Below are 18,591 nucleotides of genomic sequence, written 5' to 3'. Positions count from 1 at the left end.
CTTTCAAACCAAGACCCCTTCACTCATGAAACTAGAGAATCACCCCAAAATGAATACGCTTACATTTTTTCATATTACGTGTTCCGATATTTCAATTCAATGTACTATCATGTTAATAACGTGAACTTTTTTATTTCAATTTGAAATTTGATTTGGACTGAAACGTTGTCCCTATACCTCGAAGGAATCGTTATTATTCCAAAATATACTCTACATTCAAATTAAAGGGTTTAACCCCGGATAAACATAATATATATAGTTGGGCGCATGTCGACTTGATAACGCTTCCAAATACGGATGCGAGTAAACCATGAGCGCACCGGATCAAAAAATAAGGAGGATTGCATCTATGCCAAAACGATTTAGAAAAATGCTCGCGTTCCTTTGTTGCTTGGTAATGGTGGCTTCGCTAATGCCTACGAGCTACGCTGCCGACAGTGACAACATTGAGAGCTCAGCAGAAGCGAATGAAACAAAGACCTCCATTTTTGGTACTCCCGAACTTGGTTCAAACGACCCCCTCTGGAGCCAAACCATGGAGCATCACATCAACAAAAGCACTGTGCCCACCGACCCAAGACCCCATGCCACGGGCACAGCCAGAATCCTTTGGGATCACGAGTTCCTGTATACCCGCGTAGTTGTGAATGACAGTAATCTATATCAGGGAGCCGGTGGAGACCACCGGTACGACAGTCTGGAGTTTTATGTTGGTAATGGAAGCAGTGGCTCGAACCAATGGCGTGTCAGCGCGACGGGTGTGTTTTCAGGGCAGGCCGCTCCAGGCAGAGCTGCATGGACCCAGATTACGGAAACCGGATATATCGTGGAGATGAGAATACCCAAAAGAGATTTGAACTTACAGGAGGGAAATCTTACCTTCGAGGTCTATATCAATAACTCGACAGAAAACGGCGGTGACCGCTATGAAGTCGTTTCCTCTTTTGGAATTCCCGACGCGGCTTATACCAGCTCTGACTCATTTACAGACAGCCTGCAGCTCATCCCGGCGAATGAAGTGGACACTAGATTAACAATCACTGCAACTGCCGGACCAGGCGGCTCAATCATGTCGAACCCACCCGGCGAGGTGCTTAGAGTGGATCGGGGCTCCGACAAAGAAATAACCTTTACCCCCGATTCCGGTAAAGTTGTGGATACGGTAACGGTTGACGGCAAGATCGTGACACCCTCTGCTGGCACTTATACCTTTACGAATATTGAAGATGATCATATCATTCATGTGACATTCAAAAATGATCCGGACGCGAGGATACTCCCCTTTATCGTATGGAATGACAACTTCGCCAGTGGCGAGTACACAACGGCTGTTATCATCGACTTAGGTGAGGGGAATACGGCGTTAGGCTCCGCGCTTAATCCGGACTTGTTCGCCTTATCGGCTAGGAACACTACCCTGAATGGTGAAGCGGTTACCTTAGAAGGACCACGCAAGATCACAAGGGTATATGCTAATGATGAACCTAAGGTTCGAGGCTATGTGGGGCCGGTAAGCAATTCGCCAGATTATCAGGACGGACTGGCGAGCGGCCGCTACATCGTCGTTGAGTCTGAGTTTTATTCACAAAGCGGCGGCAATACAACACTGGATGGCAGCAGTAACTCTACAAAACAGATTTACACCCTCATCCCAAAGGGTGAGATCGTACTGACCGAAGGAAATCCGCTTCAAAACGTAGTTTTTGAACAGGAAAAAGTTGTGAATCCAATCCTTGATAAGTTCACAACATTCGCGGATAACTCAGTCAATCGCTCGCTTTACCTTCACAAGGATGAAGATGGTAACGTGATGAAAGGATTACCGCTGTATGTGTATACCCACGGCATGTCACGCGGCGGCACAAACGCTGCGGCGGACCAAAAAGCGGCCATGAAATCTGCCAACGGCTCCGTCGCTCTAATGAAAAAAATGGCCCAGAATCCTGAAAAGTACGCCAGCCATATCCTGAATATTTCCTATAATGGCGTTTCTGTTCCATCCACACAGGATGTTAAAAAGGTCATTGACGCCTTGATCGCTAGCGGCGAAGTAGATCCTAACCGTGTTTATGCAGCAGGCTTCTCCTGGGGCGGACAGTATACGAACAACTTAGTGAACAGCTATCCCGGCTTCTTCGCTGCTGCCGCACCGATGGCCCCGGTAAGCGGTTCACCGAACGCTAACGCCAATGATGCTCACAACAACCTGGCCTATTGGATGTTTTTAAATGCTCATAATGTTGGTAGCTACCAGTCTAATCTCAATAACTACATCAATACTAATATGCCAAAAATGATTAACGCGAGAGCTTCCCGCTTTGAGAGTAATGAGGTACTTACGTGGCCGTACAATCAATTTGATCAGCCTAATCTGAGACCTAATCCTGCCAACACACCTGTTCTGGCGGATTATATAGCGCATGAAGTTGAAGCGGCTGTTCTCTACAACGAGATAACGATGGGAACTTGGAGTATAGCTCCCACGGCACAATCCTCTAACTTGCCGGCCTGGAACAATGACTACAGAGATGTCTTTGATTGGATGTTCGCACAAAGAAAACCGGCTGCGCCCGGTGCGCCGAGTGGACTCAAGGCGACAGTAGGTGACGGACGGGTCACCTTGAGCTGGTCTGCTCCTGCTGACAACGGTGGTAACGCGATATTAGGCTATAAGGTATGGTATGGCAACCTACCGCCAGTCACATTGGATGCGGCGGAGACCAAATATACTTTCAATAACCTGACAAACGGCCAAAGCTACAGCTTCAAGATCATCGCGTTGAACGCGAAGGGCGATGGAGCTGAGATCAGTGTGACGGCTATGCCAACAGCGGCGACAACTCCTACCGTGCCTGGTTCTGGTGGAACTTCCGGTAATACTGGCAGTACGGGCAACACCGGTAATACAAGCAACATTGGTAACACAAGCAACTCCGACATTACGGGCACCGGGACAGATAACGGAATATCAAGGTCGAGCTACACTGTGAATACACCGAAGGATAAACCCGCTGTCACGGACAAAAATGGAATTACCACCCTGCCCGGTGGCGGCAAGATTTCAACCAAAGGCGAGATCGAGATCACGGTACCAGAGAGTACAACGATAGACTCTAACGGTAAGGTGACTATTCCGGCGGACAAGATCGCCCAAGTGACGCTACCTAGCAGCAAAGGCACAGTGATCATTTCTGGTGGATCGACAATCGAGAAAGACGGTACGGTCACTGTGGGTGGCAAAGTAGCCAACGTGAACCTACCAAACGACAATCAATTGCTCATCCATGAAGGATCAAAGATACGTGACGACGGTACCATATTGATAGGACCGGACGGAGCAAAAGTCGACTTAAACAACGGCTTGTCGCTAAACATCCGTGAGGCTACGGTGCTTGCATTCGATGATACCACCTCACTCGGCTTCCTCGTGCGATCGGGCAATCCTTTTAGGGATACCACCATGGATGACTGGTTCTACAGTAACGTAAATTTCGCTTACACATACAACCTTTTCAACGGCACGACTTCTACATCGTTCTCACCTAGCACCGGAATGACACGTGCAATGTTCGTGCAGGTACTAGCCAATCTGGAGAACGTAAAACATACCGACTATGGGAGTTCCCGCTATAGCGACGTGACGGACGGACAATGGTACACGGCGGCAGTCGAGTGGGCGACAGAAAAAGGCATAGTCAACGGTTTAAACGCCAATCTGTTTGACCCTAATTCTCAGATGACTCGCGAGCAGATGTTAGTGATCCTTTACAACTACATGCAGTACAAGGGCTATCAAATACCTGAAAGCCAGTCTAAGTCCTTCACCGACGAGGATGAGATAAGCTCATGGGCATTGGAGGCCGTTAAGGTGATGCGGAGCAACGGTATTGTATTAGGCAATTCGGACAATCTCTTTGCTCCTAAAGCCACTGCTACCCGCTCCGAAGCAGCTACTCTCTTTGTAAGGTTCATCGAACACTCGCATAATTGAAAGCGCGTACAGGATGATACGCTCCTTCTGGCTAAGCAACATACCTAAAGTCCTCCGTTGTAGAGGACCATTTTAGAACACGTCTTTTCTTTCACTTCCGATAAGAAGACAGACTTACGGAGCAATCCATCAAAAAACGCCATCACATCGAAGTGATGGCGTTTCTCTTGAACGGAGCGGTCATTGGATTGAATTCATTAACGCGTAGAAATATTGAGGTTCATGCGTTTTATTAAGACGATACCATGCATCTAATGTTTCTGGAGAAAATACATCTAGCGCTCCTAAAACATGAACAGAAAATTCAAGTGGAGCTACTCCGGAAGCGGTGATCAGTTTTCCATCCGTAACAGCAACGTCCAATTTGTAATATTCTTCGCCTGTGTAAGACGGACAAATCATTTTAAGATACGCCAGATCATTGCTTGTATGCGAGCGGGAATCTAACATGCCTGCTTGAGCAAGTCCTATGGAAGCTCCGCAAATCGCTCCAACTACGATCCCTTCCTGTAAACACATCTCGGCAAATTTTAATATGGGCCTGTGAATATCCTCTGTCCATGTGTTTCCCCCAGGTAAAATCAATGCATCTACGCTTGTAATGTTGCACTCATCCACTGTAATATCAGGTGTTATTTTCAACCCACCCATTGTAATTACCGGAGTCTTTTCGAGCCCAACAGTAACGATTTGTACTGGAGCCAGTCCCTTTCTAAAGTATCTTCCTGAGTTCAGCTCAGCAGTTAAATAACCTATCTCCCAATCGGACATGCTGTCAAAAACATAAAGATATACTGTGTTTTTCATTTTGAATTTCTCCCCTTTTCTTATCTATCAAGGACTACAACGCATCGATAATCACTGACTATCTCATTATAAAATAGCTTCACTGACATCAGCTGTCAGTGAAGCTATTATTGTTGATAATATTCCATTAACTCTGCTGCAATAGCAACAAGCCTGTCTTTCACACGCTGGGGTTCGATGATTCGAATGGATGTACCATAGGATAGAAGAAAATAAGGGACAGAATTATGAATGGATTTTTCCTCAAATAAAAAGATGGCTTGATTAGATGTTCGCTCTTGCAGATGATGGCCTAAAAACCAATGCATGCTTAGTTCGTCTAACGCTTCCTGCCTGCCTTCGATCTTTAAAGAAATTAACCCTTCCTTCCCCACAAGATCAGGTAACAGGTTTTTCATAAAAAAGTCACGGCTAGAAAAAGCCTCAGGACGTGTAAAGATTAGTTGAGTACGCTTGATCATTAAAATCCGATCTACCCGGAAACTTCGTATTTCATTTCTTCGGTGGCAAAATGCAACTGTATGCCATTTATTGTTCCAGTAAACGATCCCATAGGGATCTATCATCCTGTTCTTTGGCATCTCTTCATGGTTTGTACGGTAATCTATCTCTACAGTGATTTCCTTTTCAACAGCATGCTCCAATTCCGCTAATACGAGCTGACTCGAAGGGCTGGCCATGCGGTTTATCACTTCAAATCCAGATAATTGTTGGTTTAGTGTGCTCTCCTGTTGCTCATTCGAATACATTTTCAACTTGGCTGTCGCATTCTCTAATGTCTCACTCAATGGATATCCGGCTTCTTTTGCAAAAACAGCAGCATGAAGAAGTGTCTTTTTTTCTTCCATATCAAATAGCAGAGGCGCTCTGATAAAATGATTCAGCAGACTATATCCACCATGATGGCCTGCGTCGGATATGATGGGCACTCCACTAGAACATAGTGCATCAATGTACCGATAAACGGTTCTTATATTGACTTCTAACTTTTCGGATATTTGTTTGGCAGTCCATTTCTCTCCCGAATTCAACATCCATAGAATGGCCAACATATTATCTTTTTTTGGCATAAGCAATCCTCCTCCATTTCATCATATTAAGAATTCCAGATACGTCAATTGATTTTCACAAAAACAAAAAAAACGACATCTCTGCCGTTTTTCATCAAATTCTTATGAGGTCTAGGGGGATCGAACTCCTGACCAGGAAATGTACGCCGCGGCAATGAAAAATATGATTATAGAACAAAGAACAAGTGTTGTCCTATAGAATTCTCTCCCTCAACATATAGCCAACGACAGAACCTTTTTCTACCAAGAAATTCAAGATCACTAAAACCTCCTGCTTTTGTTTCTTTCCTCTTCTTATGTCTTCTCTTTGTTTATAAATATATTTTTTCATGATAGACTCTAGGTAAAATATGGTATTTTTATCTAACTCTGAGTTCCATAACACCTCATTTCTATTTAACATTTCTGAAATCCAGACTACTCCTGGGAGTAAGTAGTTGATGCCAATACTATTTAAGAGCTTGGACAGTGCATATAAAGTAGAGGGGCAGTGGCCTAATTCTTTGCAGATTTCTTTAAAAAATCTTTTGTCCTCTTCACGAAAGGTTCGCCACTCCGTTGCTGTTTCTTTCCATGGGGCATTTGCGAACAGGTAGCTTTTTATTATATCACCAGCATACCAATACTCTTCTCCCTTTTTAGCGATACCAACTACTTTCCCAAAAAAATAATCCCATACTTTCCAAAAATTATATTTAGTATTAAGAGTATCCTCAGCAATAATAAACTGATCAAGCAGTTCCGCGAAAACCTTTGAGCTATTAAAATTTTCAATAAATGGCTTCAAATACAACGGTATATGCGTTTCAGCTGAGCCTAAAACCAAGTTTGAGAATTTGACTAAAAAATCATGTTTAACAGAGTAATCTATTCTATCCTCTCTTCTATCTGATTTTACCTCTGTTGCAAATTTAGATATTATATCTTGTGCAATTTGTATATGTTCAGGAGTATCAGTTCCTAATGGGATTAATTGAAAAGCTGTTATCAAGTAGCTTAAATCTAACTCGTTAATTGCTTCCAGTTCATTTAGCGTAATTTTGTTTGCTGTAATTCTTTCTATATCATTTTCAAAATCACACGCCAAAATCTCAATTATTTCATTTTCACTCAAACGGCGATATCTATTTTGTTTGTGACTTTCTTTAAGAAGTTTTTCGCGAACCGAATTATATTTGGGTACTAAAAACAAATACCCAACTAAAATAGAGTGGGCATCTTCGAAACTCAAATCCCACAAATCCTTTATAATTGCATTAACGGAGAAGTCTGAAAAGTCAGCATACTGACCAATACTATTCTGGTCAAAAAGTATCATTAACAAAATAAATTTTAAAACGTCTTTTTCATTGGGAAATTCTTGCATAAGTATAGGCAATACTGAAATCGCAGATTCCACTCCATCTGAAATCTGGTACTGGTAGCCCTCTCTGAACGACGAAGTGGCTGCTTCCAATATAATCAATTTACAAAAATTCCTATCTTCATCAGTAAGCACATCACGAAAATCCCTAAATAACACAGCAGAAGCCTCTGCAGGAATTGAATGATTCATTAGAAAGAATTCTTCATATTCATAATGCTCTGTTTCAGAGAGCCGTTCAAACTCTCCAATAATCTCCCGTACTTCCTTAAGTGCAAGTTTAGGATCATCCTCATAACTGATGTACTTCTTATACTGATCTTCATTTTTAATTCTATAATGCGCCCAAAGCTTTAACGAAGTATACTTCATCTTTTCAGAATTTTGCCTTATTGAAGTTTCACTATAATCACGAACCTCTGGTTCTAATTCGGGATTAAAGTTTATAATAACATTTCCATCATTTTCCTCTAAAGTAGGACTCATTCTTCTTCTATCCATTCTCGCCAAATAAAGCCTCCACGTTTTTGTACACTCATCTTCAACTAATACTTCAGATAATTCCTTGTAGTGTGAATCTAAAACATCCCAAATTGCATTTTGTCTTTGTTCTGCTTCCTCTTCACCAATCCCTTCAGTTCTGAAAAATTGATATTCAAGGGCAATATGTTCGAGACTCTTTGATCTATGCTTGGCATTACAGGTTTCAATACGTTCGTCCTGATAAAGCTTAGAACTATAGTTTAATCCATATCCAATGGAATAATTAAATTTGGCAGATTGATCAAGAACCATTCTACGTGTATCTAAAAAAAATAAATCTTTAGTTTTAAATAAATTGATTGCAACATTAAATGTTTTTTCCGGATATGCCAAAACAATACTTACTACAATTGCAGTTATAGAGCATGATTTGGAGTTTTCTAGTAAATAAAAAAGCCATTCTTCCAATACTTTAGTATCTATATTTTTAGCCATCTCAAGAAATACATTCTCCAAAGCCATATGCATTGATTCCAGAACATAAGGTGCGACCTGAGTTCCTCTGTAAACATTCCATAGCCTATCACAAAAAAACTGTTCATTATTGTAATCTCTTATACGGAGTTCGATAATTGTAACTTCATTTCGTCCTGATTTCGCAAAACATTCTACTGCCCTATTAGTAAAATCTAAAATAAAATTAATTGTTTGAGTAAATTCTGTTTTTAACAACCAATATATTGGAGTCTGGTATGCGCTTGCTGGGAAATAATTATCTATCCTTTTATCAATCCCGAAATCTTCTTCAATACCTAAATCCGATTGGAATCTGTCATCTCTTTCACTCGAACGAAACCAAAACAAATTTCCTAGTTTTAACACATACTCTGGGAATGCTTTGACAACCTCAATATTCACAAATGTTTTAGTCAGTATCATTTCATTCAGATCATAGTAAGGTGCTCTATAATTTTTAAACTTGTTAGCTAATACTTCATCAAAAATATTTGCTAACTCTTCTTTAAGCTCTCCAGCACCATACAAAATTATTTCTAATATTTTATCTTTAAAATCCTCATTGCGAGAAATACATACTTTTTCTTGGATTATCAATTGATAATATTTAAGAGCGATTAGACCTGAGAATCTCGTAGTATCTCCTTGCCTGAATTTTGTATTCCAATCATGAAGAATAGGTAATATAAAACCAACATTTTTTAATCCTATTTCGTCCAAGTTATCATATACAAATTGAATCAGGCTTTTCCATCCATTCCCTTTCGGTTTAGTAAAGATATATTCAATAGATAAAAAATCGATATTCTTAGAGCCCATCTGTGGAAAACTATCGTCTACTTCTTTACAAGAAATCCGTAACAAGAAAGAGACTCTTTGCAATAATTCTTTATTTTTATCCAGAAACAATCTCTTGAACGAACCAAAAAAATATTGGGAGTAGTCACAAAGTAATACTGAAATCATTACTTCATCCTTCCAAAAACCGATTACTTGCTCGTCATCAATTATTTCTTCAATGAATTCTTTTACAGAATCATTCTCAAGATAAAGCTTCTCTGACATCCAGTTTCTAAAGCTTCTACGAATTGCAAAAGAATCACCTATTTTTTCAAAAAAGTTAATGTTACTTTCCTTTTTAGTAAACTCAGATTCTATTATTTTTTCTAAAGCCCATTCTTCATAGATATCATGAGTAATAAAGTATCCTGCCACTTCATAACCAAGTACTCCTTCATTAACAAGAGCATCCATATTAATATCATTAGAATCCAATGTCAGAAAGAATTGATTTTCGTTTGCTCTTTTGAACGCAATTTGTAAGAAAGATTGTTCCCTAGATGGCTTTGCTTTTTTAATTATTCTATTCCATAAGAGTTCTTTGAATTTCAAAAATCCAATGTTGCTGCCTTCAGTATAAAATTTCAAATACTCATTTAAATAAAATGGATTTGTAATCAACTCCAGCAATTTATAGTCATTTGGAGGATCAAAATTATAATTTCCCGCTAAGTATCCGAGTTCCTCATGATTTAATTTACTAACATATATTCTAGAAGGTCTTAACTGGAAGTGATCAATGAAATGAATATCCAGATCAACCAAATATCGGCTTCTTGCAGTAAAAATAACCTTCCATTCAGCTTGAAGTATTTCTGAAAGGAATTCTTTAAATGGATGATGATTATTTAAATCCATTAGCTTTTCAGCAGAGTCTATTACAAATATTTTCTTGCTATCATTGTGATGAACATCAATAAAATCCTTTAAACTGGTATTACTAAATAATAAATCAACGTTGGCAACTTCAAACTCATTTGCTTTCATTAAATAGAAGGGGATACTATTACCAAAATCACTGTATAGTTTTTTAATAACTGCTGTTTTTCCAACCCCGCCTTCTCCACTTAAGACTAATATTGAGTTTTGCTCCAAATCAGCATTCAGATTTTGCAGAAGTTCGCTCCTATCCAGCTCTATAATGTGCTCATTGAAAATAATTGACGTTTGGATCTCCAACAGTAAAGACTCTGTATGCCTCCTCATATCTGTGATTGTATCCATTATGTTCTTCTGTAGACTGAAGAAGTAACGAGTTATTAAATTATTTTCTATTGTCACAAAAGGGGATTCAAAATAACTTGCTGTTCTCCACTCAACTTGAATATCCTGTTTTTCAGCTTCTTCCTCTACCGCGAGTTTTACCTCAGAATCACTTTGAAGTTTCCCTTGTCCCCATTCTTGGTTAGTAAAAAGGATAATCTTCGTTAAATCGGGGTAGCTACCTTTGCTTTTTTTCAACATCTCTATTAGATCAACTTTGTGCGAAGATAATGTGGTCTCATAAAATTTTGCCTGCCATCCAATCACTTCGTCTTCATGGATTATAGGATTAGTTTCAATACCGGACTGATTCTTGTAACGAAAAATACCTAAAGGCAATTTAAATTCAACACAAAAGAGTAAGTAACAAAACCATTCAAAATTACTTTGCGGATTCTCACTAAACTTCGCTTTAAATATATTCCAATCCGGTTTAGTTATCACATTATTCCCTCCATCATAGTCTTTAGTTCAAGTATAATGATTCCAATAATTACTTTCTATTATAAATAATGTCTATGAAAAAGGAACATAGCAGAAGTAGAATTAGGGTATCCATTCGACTTTGACGCGTACTATATTCTCAACGAGGATGAAACATACAGCAAATTTTTAATAATAAATGAAATTGAACTTAGAGATATAAACTCTGTGTTAGCTGAAATCCGTATTCTTATACTGTGTTCCTTTTCACTTTGTGTTAGCCATAGCTGGAGAGCATCCAGAGTTAGAGCAATTGTACGATACCTTCATAGATAATGCTTTAGAAATAGAACAAATCTCTAATAAAGAAATGTTTGGGATAGAAATATGGGATGAAAATGTAATCAGTACCTTCGAAGAAAATTGGGGCTTATCCTAGCCGCTCCTTCTAAAAATTGATTCATTTCAAAAATTTTAGACGTGGCTTATAAACTGCGTCTTTTTCACGTGGAATTACCGTAGAGTCAGCGTGTTGGGGCTTCTGCAAGAGGAATCGACGGAGAGAACGCGAAATAACTCAGTCCGTACGTAGGGTTTGCGGTTATTTCTGTGATTAAATTATATCCTTAAATGGGTCCGTTAGCCTGAAAACTGATCTATTCCTGATCTCGTTATACTTAACAAGTAGACTCTGTTGGTAAACAACTAAATACTGCTCAAGCTCTTTTGACTGTTTAAGGTAGTCTTTTATATCAAAAACGAAAAAGCTATCAGAATCATAGTTTTGTATGTGAGTATCAATAGCCTCGTAGTGATTGATAAACCCATATAAAGACCTTATCTTGAACTCTATGTTTTCAAAAGTTAGTAAGTCTACATCGTTAACAATTTCTGCAAACAAATCAGAAACATTTTCTATGTACTCCTTAATCACAGTGGCTTGTTCCTGTAATCTCTCCTTGGTGATTTCGTGCTCTTTGAGAGAATTGTAAAACTCGGTCATGAAAATTATTCTGCGTGTCTTCTTAGAGTACAGAGTCAGTACTTTAATAATTGACGAATAACGAGTCATTAACTGGTCCTTACGCTGCGATAGGATAGGAGCCCGGATACCCATATAAGTAACTACTGCAGCTATCATAGACCCTGTAAAAGCCAGAAGGTCCCAATCTGTTAAGCTGACCTTCGGAAGAATAAGACGAATCAGTGCGAGAAGTAGACATAGTAAACACAGACTAGCTAAAGACAAAAAAGCAATATATAAATACTTTGTAACTTTGTTTATCAAATGTTCCTTCTCCCTTTATCTCGCATTTTTAAACGTACAGACTCTGCCCAAATACTTCTCGCCCTTAATCTTAAAACTCATCTCCTTTATATCCACACCGCTTCCAACGAGCTCCGCGCCCATAAATATAACGATAGGCGTGCGGTCCATTTGCGCGTATCAGAGGTTAGAGGATTTATTAGACGCAGTCCTTTCGTTGTGGGTGGATGTGCCTTCGCCTCTCAATACTTCAACAAATTGGTGCAAATCCCCTGCTTATGTGACACTTTTTTCGACCCCTTTCATCAGCGAGATCATTCTTAGAATGAAATTCTAAGAAATTCAGAGCATCGAGAAGATCGTACTGCTTCGAGACTGTTTAGCACATCGCTGAAATGTTTGGAAAAATAAACTCACTTCGCTGAGTGGAGAAAGATTTTTAAAAACTTTAAGAAGTATTTGAACAAACTTGGAGCATCGTAAGCAATCGTTGTTAAAATACTTAGTCGCCTAATTTACGCTTTGAAAGAAAAATTTTATCCATGTATACTACAAAAGTGTTGAGGGTTAGAAATGAATTGGAGGTCTTGAAGCTATGGCATTAAAAAAACTTTAAAAATATTTTAAAATAAAACAAAAAAGTTTCTATAATTATTTCATTCACTGCGTTTAAGCAGATATATACTTAATTAAATCAGTTAACCGCCTTTTTTAATACCATATTTTTTAGATAATGTCAATAAAAATAAGCCCCCTACTAAAAGTTGTAGCAGAATATAAATTGGTCAGTTAAACTAATTTACGAGAAAGGTGGTGATGAGATGAGCACGTACGAAGCACTTGATGTAATGCTGAACTTCGGAATATTAATTTTTGCAATGTTGGCATTCATTACTTCAGTTATTTTCTTTTTACACGCAAAAAAGAGGTAGCTCCCCCGCCAAGAGTAGCTACCGTGTCAATCATTCTTAAATAGCATAACCTTTACCGCCAATTCATGCAATACCATCGGCGCAGTCAAAAACAGGCTGCGTCTTTTTCCTTGTGTTCTTCCCACACACCCAATATAATTCGGACAATATTACCTATAATGGGGCGTGCAATGAAGCCAGTATGGACTACTATACTCGCAATGTTACTGCTGACAGGATGCGCAGCAACTACAACCGCACCTCAGACTACCAAAAATGACGTTGAATCAGTCGTAAACACCGCGGAACAAGCGATTGCAGAACAAAAATTAGAAACGATCGAAGATTAAGAAGGAAAATGCCGCTATTGTACTGGCGCGCGCAAAGACAGACATTAAAGATGGTTACGAACAGTCGCAAAGAAAGTCTTAGAAAGCTTAATATTTGATTACCCGGACGTCAAAGAAATCAATGAAGTTAAAAAACTAATCGCCAAGATTGACGCAAAGCAAAACGAAGCCAACGCTAAGGAGGCCGCAGAAGTCAAGAAAGCGGAACAAACGCGCGAAGCGAATATCAATAAGGCGCTGTCCAACTATGTAAATATTACGACAAATCCACAACTAAGTATGTCAATACTAACAACGTCTTATACATAGGAGTCAAGGAAGGTCAAGATCCCTTTTTACGTTTTAAAATACAATACGCCGCAGATGATTAGCTCTTCATCAATACATTTTCCGGTCTGGAAACGATAAGTATATGATCACCCCAGGGTTCTCTGGAGTTGACCGCGATTACGACGTAGGAGGCATATGGGAAAGGTACGATGTGACTCCATCGGCGGATGATCTCGATATGATCCGTACAATTATCGCGTCAGACAAGGCCATACTCCGTTATAGCGGACAACAATACTAAGATGACCGCACAAAATTACGAGTGCAGAAAAGAAGGCATTCAAGAATGTAATAGATGCGTGCGAAGCGCTCGGCGGTAAATAAACGAAGAAAATCTTAATGCGTATGTTAATTGATTTCGGAAGCAGTCCCACAGTGCGAACAGATTCCGGAACGTTACAGTTATCACTAAATCTCCGCTTTTCATCGCGTAACCAAATTATGTGATCACGTCCTACTTCAACGTTGATATTCCGAATGTCGCGAATGATCTTACGCTCATCCAAAAATTCACAAAAGTAATTGTAATTCTGTACGTATGTCTTTAACGTATTCTCCGCGCGCCCTTCTGACTTCTTCGCCTGGTAGTAATAATTGAACAAATAGTCTAACGAATGTTGTAAGCGCGTCAATGTGCGCTCGCTCTTAATTGTTCTTCCTTTTCGTTTATCCATTCCATACCGTCTCCTTCGATAATAATTACGGTAAGAAAACGAGGGATTAGGCGCGTATATCTGCGATGCGTGGAGCGCATATCTGCGAGGTGTCCACGGTAACAGTCAACGTCTAGACAAACGAAAAAATCCGCTGTATCAGCGGATTCTCTACGAGTATGGAGCCTAGGGGGATCGAACCCCTGACCTCATCGCTGCCAGCGATGCGCTCTCCCAGCTGAGCTAAGGCCCCAGGATATGATGTTACATCTTGTCCAGCACTGCTAAAAACTAATTTTTACAGGCGACTTCTATATCATATAAAATCCCTTCTGGACTGTCAATACCCTTCTGAAGCACCGAAATCTATGGAGAAGAACATTCATGTTACGGGCACACACGGCATGGCATATACCAGATGCAGCTCCGGATTGCTCTTCTCCTTTTCCCCCACTACATTAGTCCTCCAGATCTTCTTTGGACAGCAGTGATTTCAGTTCTTTCATGAACATGTTAATGTCTTTGAACTGGCGGTACACAGAAGCAAATCGCACGTACGCCACTTCATCAACCGGAAACAGCTGCTCCATTAACAGCTCGCCGATCTGGCGGCTCTCCACTTCAGCTTCAGCTGTGTTACGCAGTGACTTCTCCACTTCAGATACCATCATCTCCAGCGTTTCTACAGAGACCGGACGCTTCTCACACGCACGGATCAAACCACGGAGAATTTTGTCACGGCTGAACTCTTCCCTGCTGCCGTCCTTCTTAATGACGATCAAAGGGGTTTCTTCGATCATTTCAAAGGTCGTAAATCTTCTCGCGCACTGCTCGCATTCGCGACGGCGGCGGATGGATTTCGATTCATTCGCTGGTCTGGAGTCCAACACTTTGGTACCTAAATAACCACAATAAGGACATTTCAACTTAGATCACTTCCCACTTTTACTTTTTACCACATATTCCCTGAGCATATTTTGTAATGAAAATCGCATTCGCGACACATAATACTTTTACCAACCCGCGAGGAGGTGAACAGCAATGGCACAAAGCAACGGTAACTCCAACAACTTGGTTGTAACTAAAGCTTCCGCAGCCCTGGAGCAAATGAAATATGAAGTAGCTCAAGAACTCGGAATCAGCATCCCACAAGATGGGTACCAAGGTAACATGACTTCTTACGAGAACGGTTCGATCGGTGGATACATCACGAAGCGTCTGGTAACAATTGCAGAACAGCAATTGGCAGGTCAATACCAATAATTATCTGCATCGTAATACGTTACACAGAGGAGCATGGGGCGGCCGGTACACTACCGGTCTGCTCAGTGCTTCTCCTTATCTTTTTCCGAGCAATCGCTTTAGAACGTATCGTAGATCTTCACATACTGATTATAATAGTAAATAACCCGTTGTACATAGTGGCGTGTCTCGCCAAAAGGAATATCCTTCACCGTTTCAAGCGTGCCATCCCATACACCATTTTTCAACCAGCTGCTGACCTTCCCCGGTCCTGCATTATAAGCGGCAATCATCACAATTTCGTTGCCACCGAACTGGTCTGACAGATTACGCAGATACCATGTCCCCAGTTGAATATTTCGCCCGGGTTCATGTTTCAATTCCTCCAGCGAAGTATCCGGAATTTTGGCTTGTTCCAGAATCCAGTTCGCCGTATCCGGCATGAGCTGCATCAGTCCGATCGCACCACGTTTGGATTCTTTACTGGTCTTGAAATTGGTCTCCACCCTGATAATCGAAGCGATCAGAAACGGATCAACCTCATAACTTTGGGATTGCGCCCGAATCTCTTCCTTATATTCAATCGGATAAAACCAGGCCATCCAGTTCGTATTTAGAAATAACACAAGTACAAAGGAAACAAACATGATCAGCAGTACACGTTTTTTACGCAATATTTTCATAATAAACCCTTATGCGTTAAAAATAATTCAAGCTGCTTCTCCGTCTGAGCCCATGATCCGCTGTTATCAATAACGATATCTGCCCGCTCTTTTTTGCGTTCAATATCCATCTGAGCCGCAATGCGTGCTTCGGCGTCAGCCTGGGTCATCTGATCCCGGTTCATCAGTCGCTCCAGTTGTACTGCTCTAGGTACATATACGACCATAACTTCCGAAAAACCTTCCTCAAGGCCCGACTCGTACAGCAAAGGAATATCCGACACCACCAGCTTGTCCGGATGTTTCAATTCGTATGCAGCCGTTCTCTCACGCATTTCCTTCCGGATCGCCGGATGAGTGATGGCCTCAAGCGCTTTACGTTCCTCAGGGTGCTGAAAAACAATACTCCCTAACTTTTTCCGATTCAGTGTTCCGTCCTCATTCAAGATAGCTTGTCCAAACCGCTGAACAGCGGCAGCCAAAACGGGATGCCCAGGCAACATAACTTCCCGGGCAATAACATCTGCATCGATGAGCAGCGCTCCCTTACTGGCCAGATAGGCGGAAACACTGCTTTTGCCTGTTGCGATTCCGCCCGTTAAGCCTATATTCATCGTCTCACCTCATAACAGCTTTATTACTCCTCAAAACAACTTGAATATTCCCATAATCATTAACAGCAGGGCCGGCAGAACTGAGAGTTTCTGCATCCAGCGCTGTGCTGCAAACCGTAATCCTACCTTCATGCCAAGTGACAGAAACGCCCCACTAAACAAAGCAATCACCAGTGCTGTCCACAGCGTAGGGAATCCAAGCAATGCCGCACCCAGACCTGCACCAAAGGCATCCAGTGACAGCGCAATTCCGAGCCACATCGCTTCCTGTGCGGAGATACTGCCTGAGTTATCCATGTCCGCCTTGGACGGGCTGCGCAAAATTTGAATAACCACACCCAGCTTGCGCAATTCCAGTGTAAATACCATGCGCTCCACCGAACCATCCGTTGGCGAAGGTTGCACTTCCAGAACCATTAATTGATTCTTGCTTCTGGATGAAAGCCCCGATTCCGTTGTTCCATTTTCTTGAAGCAATCTCTCCTGCACCAATTCACTCTCTGCTTCCTCACGTTCTTTGCCCCGCCGCCTGATCAGTTGCAAAAGCGACCACGCACCAATCACAATGAGAATGACAGCCCCCACAATTGAAGCTACTTCTGGGGACACAACATGAGATAAGAGCACACCAACCTGCATAGATAACGCGATTACCAATCCCGAACAAAGCGAAATAATAGCAATGGATAAGAGCGGAATCTTGGTCCTCCGAAGTCCATATGTAATTCCAACTCCAAAACCATCTAAACTCACTGCAAAAGCAAGCGCCAGTAATGAAATAAAATGATGCAGCACCCCGGATTCCTCCCCTGTGCGGTACGTGCCAACTGATGATGTCAGTATGGGTATATGCCCGCTTATTTCTGCCATATCAGTATATGGAGGGAGGAATCCAAGGGTGCTATGATTTCATCATTTCATTGATTCAGTTCTGGTTCGGGAGATCAAAGTCGTTGACAATTCGGGCAAAAGTGCGTCCCACGTCCGCCAACGACACTTTTTTCAATCAATGTGCCGCAGGTATGGCAAGGCTCGGCTTTACGGCCATAAATTTTCAGCTGATGCTGGAACATGCCCATCTCGCCTTGCCCATTAACATATGACTTGATCGAGGAACCTCCTGCATTCACGGCATCCTGTAGCGTAGCCACAATGGCTTCATGCAAAACCTTCAGCTGTGCTTCGGTCAGCGTCCTCGCAATCGTCTCGGGATGTATGCCTGCACGGAAGAGAGCCTCGTCCACATAAATATTCCCGATGCCAACCACATATGCCTGATTCAGCAATACAGCTTTAATTTTGGTCGTACGTTTCCCCACTGCAGCGCGGAACGCGTCCACGGTAAAAGCCTCATCCAGTGGTTCCAGTCCAAGCTTCATGAGCGGTTTCGAAACCAGCTCTTCACCTGCGCTGAACAGATGCATCGTTCCAAACTGACGAACATCCTTGTATCGCAATTCCGTGCCATCATTGAAGTGGAAGATGACATGAGTGTGTTTCTCCACCTCTTCGTGCTGATGGTACACACCATAACGTCCCTCCATCCGCAGATGGGAGACCAGCACAAGCCCGTCCAGCAAAATCCGTAAAAACTTCCCCCGGCGCTCTACACCAATCACGGTATGTCCTGCCAGTTCCAATGCAAATGCTTCTATATCGTCAGGCCGCTGAATAATCCGCGGCAAATTAACGGTAACATAATCAATCGTTTTACCTACAATAAGTTGATTCAACGTTCTTCTGACTGTTTCGACTTCCGGTAGTTCCGGCATGATGTTCTCACCTCCCTTATATTATAACGGAAGA

The 18,591-nt window shown here is 41.4% G+C and carries 13 protein-coding genes and 1 tRNA gene; 4 read left to right on the top strand and 10 right to left on the bottom strand.

The window, feature by feature from the left end; translation table 11 throughout:
* The first annotated feature begins 349 nt into the window (after nt 1–349).
* Nucleotides 350–3,991, top strand: a complete 3,642-nt coding sequence (locus tag M3629_RS02430; RefSeq protein ID WP_251502750.1) for an S-layer homology domain-containing protein — start codon at nt 350–352, stop codon at nt 3,989–3,991.
* Between the two features lie 180 nt (nt 3,992–4,171).
* On the opposite strand, the gene M3629_RS02425 is transcribed toward M3629_RS02430, so the two are convergent.
* From M3629_RS02425 to M3629_RS02410, 4 genes are all read right to left on the bottom strand, one after another.
* On the bottom strand, nt 4,172–4,798 hold the full coding sequence (locus M3629_RS02425) for a type 1 glutamine amidotransferase family protein (RefSeq protein ID WP_154886718.1): 627 nt from the start codon (nt 4,796–4,798) through the stop codon (nt 4,172–4,174).
* Between the two features lie 107 nt (nt 4,799–4,905).
* Nucleotides 4,906–5,868 carry a helix-turn-helix transcriptional regulator gene (locus M3629_RS02420; protein WP_251502749.1) on the bottom strand — a complete coding sequence of 321 codons (963 nt, stop codon included), beginning with the start codon at nt 5,866–5,868 and terminating at the stop codon, nt 4,906–4,908.
* Between the two features lie 193 nt (nt 5,869–6,061).
* Nucleotides 6,062–10,777, bottom strand: coding sequence for an AVAST type 4 anti-phage nuclease Avs4 (gene avs4 / locus M3629_RS02415; RefSeq protein WP_251502748.1), 4,716 nt, complete (start codon nt 10,775–10,777; stop codon nt 6,062–6,064).
* 592 nt (nt 10,778–11,369) lie between these two features.
* Nucleotides 11,370–12,044, bottom strand: a complete 675-nt coding sequence (locus M3629_RS02410) for a hypothetical protein (protein ID WP_251502747.1) — start codon at nt 12,042–12,044, stop codon at nt 11,370–11,372.
* An 800-nt stretch (nt 12,045–12,844) separates the two neighbouring features.
* On the opposite strand from M3629_RS02410, the gene M3629_RS28590 reads away from it, so the two are divergent.
* Nucleotides 12,845–12,955 carry a putative holin-like toxin gene (locus M3629_RS28590; RefSeq protein WP_353056715.1) on the top strand — a complete coding sequence of 37 codons (111 nt, stop codon included), beginning with the start codon at nt 12,845–12,847 and terminating at the stop codon, nt 12,953–12,955.
* Between the two features lie 741 nt (nt 12,956–13,696).
* Nucleotides 13,697–13,855: a hypothetical protein gene (locus M3629_RS02405; RefSeq protein WP_251502746.1), complete on the top strand. Its 159-nt coding sequence runs from the start codon at nt 13,697–13,699 to the stop codon at nt 13,853–13,855.
* 592 nt (nt 13,856–14,447) lie between these two features.
* Here M3629_RS02405 and M3629_RS02400 read toward each other — a convergent pair.
* Together M3629_RS02400 and nrdR are read right to left on the bottom strand one after the other, a co-directional pair.
* Nucleotides 14,448–14,520: transfer RNA gene (locus M3629_RS02400), tRNA-Ala, on the bottom strand.
* Between the two features lie 205 nt (nt 14,521–14,725).
* Nucleotides 14,726–15,193: a transcriptional regulator NrdR gene (nrdR, locus tag M3629_RS02395; RefSeq protein ID WP_090920285.1), complete on the bottom strand. Its 468-nt coding sequence runs from the start codon at nt 15,191–15,193 to the stop codon at nt 14,726–14,728.
* A gap of 115 nt (nt 15,194–15,308) precedes the next feature.
* Here nrdR and M3629_RS02390 point away from each other — a divergent pair, with 115 nt between their 5' ends.
* Nucleotides 15,309–15,530 carry an alpha/beta-type small acid-soluble spore protein gene (locus tag M3629_RS02390; protein ID WP_017689472.1) on the top strand — a complete coding sequence of 74 codons (222 nt, stop codon included), beginning with the start codon at nt 15,309–15,311 and terminating at the stop codon, nt 15,528–15,530.
* 98 nt (nt 15,531–15,628) lie between these two features.
* On the opposite strand, the gene M3629_RS02385 is transcribed toward M3629_RS02390, so the two are convergent.
* The 4 genes from M3629_RS02385 to mutM all read right to left on the bottom strand — a co-directional run bounded on the left by M3629_RS02385 (nt 15,629) and on the right by mutM (nt 18,557).
* Complete coding sequence (locus M3629_RS02385) at nt 15,629–16,192, bottom strand: lytic transglycosylase domain-containing protein (protein ID WP_090920282.1); 564 nt, start codon at nt 16,190–16,192, stop codon at nt 15,629–15,631.
* Nucleotides 16,189–16,785, bottom strand: a complete 597-nt coding sequence (gene coaE, locus M3629_RS02380) for a dephospho-CoA kinase (protein ID WP_251502745.1) — start codon at nt 16,783–16,785, stop codon at nt 16,189–16,191. The genes M3629_RS02385 and coaE overlap by 4 nt, the downstream gene beginning before the upstream one ends.
* A gap of 30 nt (nt 16,786–16,815) precedes the next feature.
* Nucleotides 16,816–17,580 carry a manganese efflux pump gene (locus tag M3629_RS02375; RefSeq protein ID WP_186809562.1) on the bottom strand — a complete coding sequence of 255 codons (765 nt, stop codon included), beginning with the start codon at nt 17,578–17,580 and terminating at the stop codon, nt 16,816–16,818.
* A 149-nt stretch (nt 17,581–17,729) separates the two neighbouring features.
* Nucleotides 17,730–18,557, bottom strand: a complete 828-nt coding sequence (gene mutM, locus M3629_RS02370; RefSeq protein WP_251502744.1) for a DNA-formamidopyrimidine glycosylase — start codon at nt 18,555–18,557, stop codon at nt 17,730–17,732.
* Nucleotides 18,558–18,591 lie beyond the last annotated feature (34 nt).

The organism is Paenibacillus polysaccharolyticus (assembly GCF_023714295.1).
Classification (GTDB): Bacteria; Bacillota; Bacilli; order Paenibacillales; family Paenibacillaceae; genus Paenibacillus; species Paenibacillus polysaccharolyticus_A.
This window is presented reverse-complemented; position numbering and strand designations above follow the sequence as displayed.

Bases quoted from the DNA above. Each gene is read 5' to 3' on its own strand.
- M3629_RS02430 (WP_251502750.1), top strand. From the start codon at position 350: ATGCCAAAACGATTTAGAAAAATGCTCGCGTTCCTTTGTTGCTTGGTA.
- M3629_RS02425 (WP_154886718.1), bottom strand. From the start codon at position 4,798: ATGAAAAACACAGTATATCTTTATGTTTTTGACAGCATGTCCGATTGG.
- M3629_RS02420 (WP_251502749.1), bottom strand. From the start codon at position 5,868: ATGCCAAAAAAAGATAATATGTTGGCCATTCTATGGATGTTGAATTCG.
- M3629_RS28590 (WP_353056715.1), top strand. From the start codon at position 12,845: ATGAGCACGTACGAAGCACTTGATGTAATGCTGAACTTCGGAATATTA.
- M3629_RS02405 (WP_251502746.1), top strand. From the start codon at position 13,697: ATGATCACCCCAGGGTTCTCTGGAGTTGACCGCGATTACGACGTAGGA.
- M3629_RS02390 (WP_017689472.1), top strand. From the start codon at position 15,309: ATGGCACAAAGCAACGGTAACTCCAACAACTTGGTTGTAACTAAAGCT.
- M3629_RS02385 (WP_090920282.1), bottom strand. From the start codon at position 16,192: ATGAAAATATTGCGTAAAAAACGTGTACTGCTGATCATGTTTGTTTCC.
- coaE (WP_251502745.1), bottom strand. From the start codon at position 16,785: ATGAATATAGGCTTAACGGGCGGAATCGCAACAGGCAAAAGCAGTGTT.
- mutM (WP_251502744.1), bottom strand. From the start codon at position 18,557: ATGCCGGAACTACCGGAAGTCGAAACAGTCAGAAGAACGTTGAATCAA.